The organism is Bacillus sp. BSL6 (genome assembly GCF_052928345.1).
Map to the genome: position 1 here is coordinate 97,676 of NZ_JAVGCW010000010.1, position 12,035 is coordinate 109,710.

At 34.6% G+C, this 12,035-nt stretch carries 13 protein-coding genes and 1 pseudogene; 12 read left to right on the forward strand and 2 right to left on the reverse strand.

Annotation, left to right across the window (positions count from 1 at the left end; translation table 11 throughout):
* Nucleotides 1-8 precede the first annotated feature (8 nt).
* The 7 genes from RCJ96_RS24400 (at nucleotide 9) to RCJ96_RS24430 (ending at nucleotide 7,408) form a co-directional block, all read left to right on the forward strand.
* On the forward strand, nucleotides 9-797 hold the full coding sequence (locus RCJ96_RS24400; protein WP_000505634.1) for a helix-turn-helix domain-containing protein: 789 nt from the start codon (nucleotides 9-11) through the stop codon (nucleotides 795-797).
* A gap of 46 nt (nucleotides 798-843) precedes the next feature.
* Nucleotides 844-1,695, forward strand: a complete 852-nt coding sequence (locus RCJ96_RS24405) for an ABC transporter ATP-binding protein (protein WP_074609067.1) — start codon at nucleotides 844-846, stop codon at nucleotides 1,693-1,695.
* Nucleotides 1,696-2,346: an ABC-2 transporter permease gene (locus tag RCJ96_RS24410; RefSeq protein ID WP_074609069.1), complete on the forward strand. Its 651-nt coding sequence runs from the start codon at nucleotides 1,696-1,698 to the stop codon at nucleotides 2,344-2,346.
* A gap of 136 nt (nucleotides 2,347-2,482) precedes the next feature.
* Nucleotides 2,483-4,096, forward strand: coding sequence for a long-chain fatty acid--CoA ligase (locus RCJ96_RS24415; protein WP_416503871.1), 1,614 nt, complete (start codon nucleotides 2,483-2,485; stop codon nucleotides 4,094-4,096).
* A 123-nt stretch (nucleotides 4,097-4,219) separates the two neighbouring features.
* Nucleotides 4,220-4,795: a biotin transporter BioY gene (locus RCJ96_RS24420; RefSeq protein WP_001093345.1), complete on the forward strand. Its 576-nt coding sequence runs from the start codon at nucleotides 4,220-4,222 to the stop codon at nucleotides 4,793-4,795.
* A 65-nt stretch (nucleotides 4,796-4,860) separates the two neighbouring features.
* Entirely contained in the window at nucleotides 4,861-6,324 is a 1,464-nt protein-coding gene (locus RCJ96_RS24425; protein ID WP_416503870.1) for an acyl-CoA synthetase, read from the forward strand.
* On the forward strand, nucleotides 6,317-7,408 hold the full coding sequence (locus RCJ96_RS24430; RefSeq protein WP_416503869.1) for an acetyl-CoA C-acyltransferase: 1,092 nt from the start codon (nucleotides 6,317-6,319) through the stop codon (nucleotides 7,406-7,408). Before RCJ96_RS24425 ends, RCJ96_RS24430 begins: the two co-directional genes overlap by 8 nt.
* Nucleotides 7,409-7,415: 7 nt before the next feature.
* Here the strand turns inward: RCJ96_RS24430 and RCJ96_RS24435 are convergent, their stop codons facing one another.
* Nucleotides 7,416-7,997: a DUF6434 domain-containing protein gene (locus RCJ96_RS24435; protein WP_416503868.1), complete on the reverse strand. Its 582-nt coding sequence runs from the start codon at nucleotides 7,995-7,997 to the stop codon at nucleotides 7,416-7,418.
* 104 nt (nucleotides 7,998-8,101) lie between these two features.
* Between RCJ96_RS24435 and RCJ96_RS24440 the strand changes: the two genes are divergently transcribed.
* Nucleotides 8,102-8,545 (forward strand): NUDIX hydrolase, encoded by a 444-nt coding sequence (locus RCJ96_RS24440; RefSeq protein WP_416503867.1) that lies wholly within the window; start codon nucleotides 8,102-8,104, stop codon nucleotides 8,543-8,545.
* A 43-nt stretch (nucleotides 8,546-8,588) separates the two neighbouring features.
* Here RCJ96_RS24440 and RCJ96_RS24445 read toward each other — a convergent pair whose 3' ends face one another.
* On the reverse strand, nucleotides 8,589-9,791 hold the full coding sequence (locus tag RCJ96_RS24445; RefSeq protein WP_416503866.1) for an alanyl-tRNA editing protein: 1,203 nt from the start codon (nucleotides 9,789-9,791) through the stop codon (nucleotides 8,589-8,591).
* 137 nt (nucleotides 9,792-9,928) lie between these two features.
* Here RCJ96_RS24445 and RCJ96_RS24450 point away from each other — a divergent pair, with 137 nt between their 5' ends.
* The 4 genes and pseudogenes from RCJ96_RS24450 to tnpA form a co-directional block, all read left to right on the forward strand.
* Nucleotides 9,929-10,336: a hypothetical protein gene (locus tag RCJ96_RS24450; RefSeq protein WP_000965142.1), complete on the forward strand. Its 408-nt coding sequence runs from the start codon at nucleotides 9,929-9,931 to the stop codon at nucleotides 10,334-10,336.
* Between the two features lie 73 nt (nucleotides 10,337-10,409).
* Nucleotides 10,410-10,739: pseudogene (locus RCJ96_RS24455) on the forward strand (hypothetical protein); the annotation flags it as partial.
* A 91-nt stretch (nucleotides 10,740-10,830) separates the two neighbouring features.
* Nucleotides 10,831-11,397, forward strand: coding sequence for an SMI1/KNR4 family protein (locus RCJ96_RS24460; protein ID WP_001181681.1), 567 nt, complete (start codon nucleotides 10,831-10,833; stop codon nucleotides 11,395-11,397).
* 304 nt (nucleotides 11,398-11,701) lie between these two features.
* Nucleotides 11,702-12,035: IS200/IS605 family transposase (gene tnpA, locus RCJ96_RS24465; RefSeq protein WP_446699867.1), on the forward strand; the 334-nt coding region annotated here is incomplete at its 3' end.

Sequence of the window (12,035 nt, forward strand, 5' to 3'; positions counted from 1 at the left end):
ACACACATATGGGATTTGGTGAAAAGCTTTTTAAATTAAGAAAGGGAAAGGGCCTTTCTCAAGAAGCATTAGCTGAAAAATTAAATACAACAAGGCAAGCGGTTAGTAAATGGGAAAACGGTCAAGGTTTTCCTGAAACTGAAAAGTTAATAATGATTGGAAATGTTTTTGAAGTATCACTCGACTATTTATTAAAAGAAACTGCAGAGAAAAGTAATGAAAATGTGGATGGCTATTACGTAAGTCAGGAAATGGCAGAAGGGTATATAGTGTACGGACAAAAAATTTCTAAATATATAGCGCTAGGGTTTAGTTTGCTCATTTTATCTACAATACCGTATTTATTATTTAAAGAAAATGTAACAATGTCTATGTTCCTTGTCATCATTATTGCTGTCCTTGGTATTGGAGCAATGATGGTACCTGTAATGATAGAAGAGAGTCGATACAATGTATTAAAAAAGGAAGAATTATTATTTGATCAAAACTTTCTAAAAGAATTGACAACAAGATATGCAATTATTAAGAAAAAGTATGCTGTAGTAATAATCGTTGGATTTTGTTTTATAGCAGCAGGAGCGCTACCTTTTTTATTTGAGAAAAAGCATATCACTTCAGGAGAATTAGTCCAGTATCACCCTTATTGTGTTGTACTTATTGCTATTGGAGTTTATCTTTTTGTTCGTGTGTTAGGAGTATTAGAGGCGTATCGAATTTTAGTAGAAAATAAAGAGTATAGTAATCGTCTTATTTTTAAACTGAAAAAAAAAGTGAGAGAAAAGGTGGATAATTTTTAATAGGAGAAAACATATTTTTATGAAAAGTTAAGATAGGAGTGTAATGATGTCAAATCTTCTAGAAATTGAAAATCTAAGTAAATCATTTGGAAATAAAGTTGTTTTAAGAGATGTTTCTTTCAATGTGCCGTCTGGATCAATTGTTGGATTCATTGGTAACAATGGAGCTGGGAAATCAACAACCTTTAAAACAGTATTACAATTAATTTCTAAAGATAATGGTACAGTAAAAATATTTGGTAAAGAAAATATAAATAAAGATGCCAAGATTAAGGAAAAGATAGGAGTCGTATTTGATGCTATGAATCTCCCGGCTCATCTTACAATAAAACAACTAAATAAAGTTTTTGAAAAGATGTTTGAATCTTGGGATAGAGAAAATTTTTACCGATTAGTTCATTCTTTCTCTTTACCTACTAATGAGAAAGTAGGTAAATTCTCGCGTGGAATGTCAATGAAACTAACTATAGCTGTTGCGCTGTCACATAATGCAAAATTATTAATCCTAGATGAAGCGACGGGAGGTCTCGATCCTTCATCTAGGGAGCAGGTATTAGAGGAGTTAAAAAGTTTTGTGAGTAAAAGTAATGGTGGTATACTACTTTCTTCTCATATTATGAGTGATGTAGAAAAAATAGCTAGCCATCTTATCATTATAAAAGATGGAGAAATTTTATTGAATGAAGAAAAGAATAAGGTTTTGAACAATTATGCCATTGTAGATGTTGATGAAGAACAACTAACTTTAATTAACAAAGATATAGTTGTGGTGAAAAGGAATAATGGCTCTTATTTCAATGTACTTGTATCAGATGTGCATAAACTACCAAATGGGATTGCTCATAGAACCATTTCGATAGAAGAAATGAGTGTCTTATTAACGAGGAGTGAAAAATAAATGAGAGGTTTATTATTGACAAACTATTATCTAGTGTATCGAACTTTCTTTACGTTCATGGGAATAGCGATATTAGGATCGGGATTTGTTTTTTATTTTGGTAATGCTTCAATGTACCGTTTAATTGCTACATTCATTATCTTATTTGCTGCAATTCCTGCACTTGAAGTTATTAAATATGAGAGTAAGTCAGGTTATGAAAAATATGTACTTACTTTACCGATTACTAGAAATAACATTGTACAAAGTCATTACCTTTTCTATTTTTTAGTTGTAATTATTGGTACTTTATTGTCGTATGGCATATTTTATATACATAGTTTCGTTTCAGATACACCAATTGATGATGGGATATTTAAGAGTGTTTCTTTAGGGACGTTTATCATCCTTAATGCCGGAGCAATAGCTTACCCACTTCTCTATGTTTTTGGAGCAGAAAAATCTGATGCTATTACAATTGGAGGCGCATGCGGGGGACTTGTAACTTATTTTGGATTACAAAGTGTAATTGGCTATCTAATAGAACAATTTCCAATATCAAATTTAAATTTATCTGTATACGTTTCAATTCTATATACAATATTGGGCGTTATCATATATATCTTTTCTTTTGTTATTTCGGTATTTATATATCGTAAGAAGGAGTTTTAATGTGTTTTCTCTTAGTATTTTCTGAATTATTTCCAAAGAAATAATTCAGAAAATACAGAAAAATGTCGTGATTATTTGTAGAAGTCTGTTATAATAAACAAAAAATGAAAACGCTTTAAAGGGGGATGTAACCAATATGATGATGAATGTACCGCTAACAATTAGTTCTATGATGGAAAGAGCAGAAAAACTGTTTTCGAAGAAAGAAATTGTTTCACGGACACATGACACAGTTACGACATTAACGTATAAGCAGTTAGGTGAAAGAACGAGAAGGCTTTCCAGTGCGTTAAAAAAATTAGGAATTAAAGAAGGCGAGCGTATAGGAACGTTAGCGTGGAATCATCATCGACATGTGGAAGCGTATTTTGCTATTCCTGGTATTGCTTCCGTTTTACACACAATTAATATTCGTTTATCTCCTCAACATATTTCATACATTATTCGGCACGCAGAAGATCGAATTCTACTTATTGATGAAGATCTCGTACCGCTTGTTGAAAAAATTCAATCTGAATTATCAACTGTACAAGCTTACATTATTATGACTGATAAAGATGAAATTCCAAATACTACGCTAGAACCTGTATATCATTATGAAAAGCTATTAGAAGAAGGCGATCCAACTTTCCAATTCGTTAAAGATATTGATGAAAATACACCTGCTGGTATGTGTTATACGTCAGCGACTACAGGAAATCCAAAAGGTGTTGTATATACGCATCGTAGTACTGTATTGCATTGTATGGCACTCGGTTTAGCAGATACAGCTGCATTATCGGAAAGTGATGCGGCAATGGCGATTGTACCGATGTTCCATGTGAATGCTTGGGGACTGCCTTTCGCTGCTACTTGGTTTGGATCAAAACAAGTGCTTCCAGGACCGATGTTTACTCCGAAAATTTTACTAGAAATGATTCAATCAGAAAAAGTGACGTTAGCTGCCGGTGTGCCGACAATTTGGCTCGGCGTATTACAAGAATTAGAAAATAATAGTTACGATTTATCTAGTATGACGAGAATACTATGCGGAGGTGCAGCTGCACCCAAAAGCGTTATTAAAGCATTTGAACAGAAACATAATGTTCCGTTCATCCATGCATATGGTATGACCGAAACAAGCCCACTCGTAACACTTGCACGTTTAAAAAGTTATGAAACAGAATTATCGTATGAAGAGCAATTAGAAATTCGATCAAAACAAGGGTATCTTGTTCCTGGTGTAGAGATGAAAGTAGTCGGTACAAATGGTGAAGTGAAGTGGGATAGTACGGAGATGGGAGAACTATGTTTACGAGCACCGTGGATCGCTGAAAGCTATTATAACGATGATCGTACTGTTGAAGGCTTTCGCGATGGGTGGTTATATACTGGTGATGTTGTCACAGTGGACGAGGAAGGCTGCGTGAAAATTGTTGACCGTACGAAAGATGTGATTAAAAGTGGAGGCGAGTGGATTTCTTCAGTAGACCTTGAAAATGCTTTAATGGCACATGATGCTATATTTGAAGCAGCTGTCGTTGCTGTTCCTCATCCGCAGTGGCAAGAGCGCCCTGTTGCGTGTGTCGTTCAAAAGAAAAATAGTACAGTTACGAAAGAGGAAATATATGAGTTTTTAAAACCACAGTTTGCGAAGTGGTGGTTACCAGACGATATTGTATTTATGGAAGAAATACCGAAAACATCTGTTGGGAAGTTTTTAAAACAAGCGCTTCGGAAAGAACTTGAGCATTTGCATAGAGAGAAATAAGTGAATTTTTATTTGTAAACTTAAATGAATTGGAGGTTGACAAAAGAAAGACGGAAAGATAATATAATTTCTGTGATATGTTATCTGAAAGTAATTTTAAGTTTACAAATAGGAGAAGCAAATATGAATACAAAAAACTTAGTTTTCGTCGCTTTATTTAGTTCTATTATGGGAGTGTTAGGGTTAATACCTCCAATTGCTCTTTCTATTACACCAGTTCCAATTACATTACAATCACTCGGTGTTATGCTTGCTGGTGGGTTGTTAGGCTCACGACTAGGTGCATTAAGTCAGCTTGTTTTCTTACTTATTGTAGGAGTAGGAGCACCATTACTTGCTGGTGGACGCGGTGGCCTTAGTGTATTTGTTGGGCCAAGTGCAGGATATTTACTTGGTTATATTGTTGGAGCGTTTGTCATAGGGTATTTAATTGAGCGTTTACGTGAAGTTTCTATTATAAAAGTATTATGTATTAATATAATTGGTGGTATTTTCATAGTTTATGTATTTGGTATCCTTGTGCAAGCTTTCGTAATGGATATTTCTGTATGGGAAACGATGAAAGTGAGTGTTGTGTTTTTACCAGGTGATTGCATAAAAGCAATTATAGCAGCAATTCTTGTAACGAAATTACATCGTTCATTGAAACATATTATTACGCCTGCTTTAAAGAGTGGGAAATATACAAAAGCGGGATAAGAAAGAGAAGAAACACGTTCATTACGTGTTTCTTTTTATTATTTTGTCAAGAAAGGACGTCTCATATGGGGATTACAAAAGAATATAAAAAGCATGCCTCTGTACAACCGAATAAAATAGCAATAAAGGAAAATGATCGAGTTTTAACATATAAAGAGTGGTTTGAGTCAGTGTATAAAGTAGCAAACTGGTTGAATGAAAAAGAATCGAAGAATAAAACGATAGCGATTGTATTAGAAAATAGTATAGAGTTTTTACAACTATTTGCTGGTGCTGCTATGGCCGGATGGGTTTGTGTGCCACTAGATATAAAGTGGAAACAAGATGAGCTCAAAGAAAGAATTGCAATTAGTAATCCGGATATGATTGTGACAGAGAGATATAAGTTAAATGATTTACCGGATGAAGAAGGAAGAGTAATTGAAATTGATGAGTGGAAAAGGATGATTGAGAAATATCTTCCTACATATTTCCCTATAGAGAATGTACAAAATGCTCCTTTTTATATGGGATTCACATCAGGATCGACTGGGAAAGCAAAAGCGTTTTTACGTGCGCAACAATCGTGGCTTCATAGTTTTGATTGTAATGTACATGACTTTCATATGAAAAGAGAGGATTCGATTTTAATAGCTGGGACGCTTGTTCATTCTCTTTTCTTATACGGGGCAATAAGCGCATTATATGTAGGACAAACGGTTCACATTATGAGAAAGTTCATTCCAAATCAAGTACTAGATAAGTTAGAAACTGAAAATATATCAGTTATGTATACAGTTCCGACAATGCTTGAAGCTTTATATAAAGAAAATAGAGTGATAGAAAATAAAATGAAAATTATTTCGTCAGGGGCGAAATGGGAAGCTGGAGCGAAAGAAAAAATAAAGAATATATTTCCTTATGCGAAAAGATATGAATTTTATGGTGCATCGGAACTGAGTTTTGTAACAGCATTAGTTGATAAAGAGAGCGAAAGAAGGCCAAATTCAGTAGGGAAACCTTGTCACAATGTGCAAGTTCGAGTATGTAATGAGGCAGGAAAAGAAGTACAGAAAGGTGAGATAGGAACTGTTTATGTGAAAAGTGATCAGTTTTTTATGGGATACATAATAGATGGGGTTTTAGCACGGGAGTTGAATGCAGATGGCTGGATGACAGTGCAAGATGTAGGTTATGAAGATGAAGAAGGATTTATTTATATTGTCGGTAGAGAGAAGAATATGATTTTATTTGGAGGAATTAATATTTTCCCAGAAGAAATAGAAAGCGTATTACATGAACATCCAGCTGTTGATGAAATAGTTGTAATTGGTGTGGAAGATAGTTACTGGGGTGAAAAACCTGTCGCGGTTGTAAAAGGAAGTGCTACGAAGCAACAATTAAAAAGTTTTTGCTTACAACGATTATCCTCTTTTAAAATACCGAAAGAATGGTATTTCGTTGATGAAATACCGTATACAAATAGCGGGAAGATTGCCCGTATTACAGCAAAAAGTATGATTGAAAACCGGGAGAAGATATATGAATAGAGCGGTTATTGTAGAGGCGAAAAGAACTCCTATCGGTAAGAAGAATGGGATGTTAAAAGAATATGAAGTTCAGCAATTAGCAACGCCACTTCTTACATTTTTAAGTAAAGGAATTGAGAGAGAAATAGATGATGTCATATTAGGGAATGTTGTTGGGCCAGGAGGAAATATTGCAAGGCTGTCTATATTAGAGGCGGGGCTCGGTTATCATATTCCTGGCGTAACGATTGACCGGCAATGTGGTGCTGGATTGGAAGCGATTCGTACTGCGTGTCATCTCATTCAAGGGGGAGCAGGTAAGTACTATATCGCTGGAGGAGTAGAGAGTACAAGTACGTCACCTTTTCAAAATAGAGCACGATTTTCACCAGAAACAATTGGTGATCCTGATATGGGAGTAGCGGCTGAATATGTTGCAGAGCGTTATAACATAACGAGAGAAATGCAAGATGAGTATGCTTGCCTCAGCTACAAACGAACACTGCAAGCGTTAGAAAAAGGATATATACATGATGAAATATTGTCTTTTAATGGATTGTTAGATGAGTCTATAAAGCCAGAAATGAATTATGAACGAATGATTAAAAGAACTAAACCCGCATTTCTACAAAATGGTACAGTAACGGCAGGGAATTCATGTGGTGTAAACGACGGGGCGTGTGCAGTTCTTGTAATGGAAGAGCGGCAAGCTCGAAAATTAGGATACAAGCCTATTCTTCGTTTTGTTTGTAGTGCTGTAGTTGGAGTGGATCCCAACCTTCCGGGGACTGGTCCAATATTTGCGGTGAACAAATTACTAAACGAAAGGAATATGAAAGTAGAGGACATTGATTATTTTGAAATAAATGAAGCATTTGCTTCAAAAGTTGTAGCTTGTGCAAAGGAGTTACAAATTCCATATGAAAAATTAAATGTAAATGGTGGTGCAATTGCACTCGGTCATCCGTACAGTGCATCTGGAGCTATGCTTGTAACGCGCTTGTTTTATCAGGCGAAACGGGAGCGTATGAAATATGGAATAGCAACATTAGGAATAGGGGGCGGGATAGGTCTTGCTCTATTATTTGAGAAAGTAGAAAACTAGAAAGGAACTAGTTTTCTACTCTTTGAGGAACATAAGCATTGCTACCAGGCTTTGCTTTTATTTCGTTCCAAGCAGCGATCGCATCAGCTTTTGATTTTCCTTTGTTATTTGGATCTTCGAAAAAGTCACGAGTAAAGCGATTGTATTCAAACTGCGTGCTGATAGTTGTTTTATATGTAGGGTCTTTTTTTCGTTCGTTTTCTTCATACCAAAACGTTATCGCATCTTCATATGTTTTTCCAATATTCTCTTTAAAAAACTTTTGAAGAGCTACTGTAAAGCGGAATTTTGTTCCGATTTTTTCTTTAAAAAAAGCACGAACATCTTCGCTACAGCGGTGATTGTTAGTAATAATCGTTTGAAGAGAAAGGTCTTTATAAGAGAGGGAAGTTTTACTCGCTTTTGGACCAGAGCTGTTTTTTAATATTTTACCAGTATGTAAATAATGGGAGATACGATTGGCTATTTCAATCTTAGAGCCACTAGCTGGCAACCCATGCTCACGACAAAATGTTTGCAGTTCTGTTTTTAACCAATAATAGTTTTGGAAATCTTCAAGTGATATAGACTTTGTTAAAGATGGACGCATGAATGTAACAACTTCTTTCTTCCATAATTTTTTTTAATTATAAAACATACGTTCTTTTTGTGGAAGGATTTATTTGTAAATTTAATAGGAAGAGGAGATTGTATATGGAAAATGTAATGCAAGTTCGTGTTACTGGAATTTTAATTGAAGATGAAAAAGTATTGCTAGTAAAGCAAAAAGTTGCTAATCGCAGTTGGTCTTTACCTGGGGGAAGGGTAGAGAATGGTGAAACGTTAGAAGAAGCAATGGTTCGAGAAATGAGAGAAGAAACAGGGTTAGAAGTTAAAATTAAGAAGCTACTCTATGTTTGTGATAAACCAGATGCTAGCCGATCTTTATTGCATATTACATTTTTACTGGAAAAGATTGCAGGGGAAATTATGTTACCATCAAATGAATTTGATCATAATCCGATTCATGATGTACAAATGATGCCAATAGACGAATTAAGTCAGCATGGTTTTTCGGAAACCTTTATAAAGCTTGTAAATGAAGGGTTTGCAAATGCAGGGAGTTACCAAGGATTGAAACAAAATATTGGCCTGTAAATATAGTTGAAGGATAGCCGTTCGCTATCCTTCATAACATGTTTTACACTGCTGACTGTAAAGAAGAAACAAGTTGATTTAAAAACTCATCCCCAGTCATAATCGCTTTCCCACCGCCACGAGCACTTTTTTTATTTCCGCCACCTTTTCCTTCAATTGCAGGAAGTGCATCTTTTAAAAGAGCACTCATATCAAGCGTGACTGTTTTTCCACAAGCAAGAATACATTGTAATTTGTCCTCGTTTTCAATAATGAAATATGTAATGGCATGTTCTTGTTGTTCTGTAATAATAGCGGATAGCTTTGCGATTTCTTGCATAGAACGATTTGTAAACACTTTAGAAATAAGTATGCCAGCATGTATTTTGGTAGGTTGTTGAAGTAGTTCGTTTGCCTCTGTATATAATAATTTTTCAGTCATTGTTTGCATTGCTTTTTCATTTTCTTTTTGAGAAGTAAGAAGTTGTGCTACTTTTGCTGGAATATCAGCTTCGCTACTGTTTAATTGTTTAAAAACATCCTTCATAATTTGTTGCTGTTGTCCCATTAATTTAAGTGTGCGCCAACCAGCGATAAATGTTAATCGTATGCCGCCTTTATTACGTTCCCATCCTAGTACTTGAATAGGCCCTACTTCACCTGTACGTTTCGGGTGCGTTCCACCACAGCCGTTATAATCAAAGTTTTCAATAATAACAACGCGTATATTTTCTGTCATAGTCGGTTCTTTGCGAAGTGGTAATGTTTTCGCTTCTTCTAAGTTCATCCATTTAATAAGAATTGGATGATTTTCAAAAACAATTTTGTTCGCAATTTGTACTGCTTTTTCAACTGTTTCTGTATGCAGATTTCCTGTTTCTAAATCGATTGTTACCGTTTCTTTACCAAGATGGAATCCAATCGTAGGTATGTTAAAATGATCCCAAAAAGCAGCAGATAAAATGTGCTGAGCCGCATGTTGTTGCATATGATCAAAACGGCGCTCCCAATTGATTTTACCTTCTACTTCTTCTGTATGTAATTGTTCTGTAATGAAGTGGCGGATTTCTTCGTTGACTTCTTCAACACCAAATACAGTAATGCCATTTAAAGTTCCAGTATCATGAGGCTGCCCGCCACCTGTTGGGTAAAATGCCGTTTCGTTTAAAATAACGTATAAGTTACCGTCTTTATCATAATCTTGCTTTATAACTTTTGTAGTAAAGTCTTGCTTATAAGCGTCAGTGTAATATAATTTTTGCTCCAATTTTCTTTCCCCTTTCGTGTTCGCTAGTTTCATTGTAAAGCAATCGAAATTCGTTTCCTAATATTTCAGAAGAAAGAAACTATTTTTAGAATTTTCTTGCTATAATAAGAGGAAGAAAATGCGGGGGTGGAATGAATATGTTATATGAAAACGGCGTAGATAAACTGCTTAGTTTAAGCAAAAATATTTCTGAATTGTATCGAGAATTAAATGAAATGACCCGGATTTTAACGGATTGTAATCGAGAAAGCGTGAAGTTTGATCGGTTATATGTAAAAGAGGTACTGTGGAAGAAAGAAGATGTAATAGAAAAATATGACCAGCTACTTGTGCAACTTTGCATAAATGAATGCTTTGATTTAAAAAGTGTCATTACAGGGGAATATAAGTATACATATGAAGAAGTAGAAAACATCGTTTTACAATTTAATGAGAAGTATAATGTTGCAATTTTAATTAAAGATGTTTGTAAAGAATTACAGTTTACATATGGCATAGATATGGATATAACGAGAACAACGCGGGTATCAACAGCTCAAGTATAAAAAGGGTACAGATTATATCTACCTATACCCTATAATTCCTCATTTATCAAATGAGGAATTATAGGGACTTCATATATATCGGATTCATGGGCTCAATAAAACCTATGTATTCCATTCTTGTGAAGAATTGGTAAAGTTTAAGCGGTGTTTAACAGAAGAACAGTACGCCATACTCTCTTTCATTGGTATCCATACATCTGTTCGATTTAATCATTTATTATATTTATTCAAGGATAAGTATTCACCTGAAAAAATAAATGATGCACTTCAAGGGTTACTTTACTATCAATTAATTGAAAAATGGCAAGTAGAGGTTTTTGATATGGAGATCTTTGAAGAAACATATACATTATCCGATAACGGTTATAAGCTCTTAAAGTACTGGCAAGGTAATAGTTCCTTTGATAATTTATTCCCTCTACCACGTCAAATTCATCAACAGATTGTAAACCCATGGTGGTCTGCCTACTAAAATTTAAAGTTAGGTGAATAATATGCAAAACACTATCATTCTTAAAAGTTTAGATTCCTTAAAACAAAGATTAAGTAAAGCAAACAATAAATTAAATTTACAAAATGAACAAGGAAATACTAGTACAGTAACTTGTTCATTTAATTCACCAGTAGAACAAAGAGAAATTAAATCATTCGAAAATAATACTGAATGGACATTACCTATAGATTATAAAATCTTTTTACAACAACACAATGGAGCTCGCATCTTTGAAATGTTATTGGAAGGGGATATAAATATAGGTGGTGGTATAAGCATATTTTCTCTCAATGAAATAGAAGTCACACATAGTAACCTACAACTACCAAAAGACGTGTATCCAATTGCACATGTGCATGAAAATTATTTAGTAGTTGATAACAGTAAAGCTAGAAGTAATAGCCCAGATTATTTGTTGTTAGGAGATGATATATTAGACTTACATCCCCTCCATTCCAATTTTGAAATTTTTTTAGACCGGTATATTGTATCTCAGGGATCTAGTTTCTGGCGATGGAATATGTACACAGCAGCAGAGTATTATAAAATAAATACAACTGAAAACTGAGTTTAGTAATCCCAGAATAAATAATTCAATTAATTTTAATGGCATTTATAATCAAAAAGATTAAGGGGGGAGAAATACTTAAAATTAATATGATGAAGTTAATTATCCTGTATCTTCCTCTATACAAATTACCAATTTTACAGCCCTTTCCGAACGGGAAAGCCCATCGCCTTTAGGCATGGGATGAAAGTGAGGTTGGATACGGAGTACCACTGAAAATCGCAAGGTTTGTGGTACTTTAAGTATCCAAAATATTGGTATCTTTTGTGGTGTAGTTTAAAAGTAAAACTGATACAATGTGAATATGATACATGATTATAGAAGAACCAAAACAACTGTGTCATTAATTAACTACCATTTTGTGTTTTGCCCACGATACAGAAGAAAGATTTTTCTTAACATAAAAGTAGAAGAACGTTTCAAAGAGTTGGTTCAAGAAATATGCGGAGAAATGGATGTTGCTATTGTCGCAATGGAATGCGGCAAAGACCATGTTTACTTGCTCTTAAATACACTACCAACACTTAGTCCTGCTGACACAATGGCGAAAATTAAAGGAGTGACATCGAAGCGTTTGAGAGGAGAGTTTCCTCATCTTCAACACTTGCCAAGTCTATGGACACGTTCCTATTTTGTTT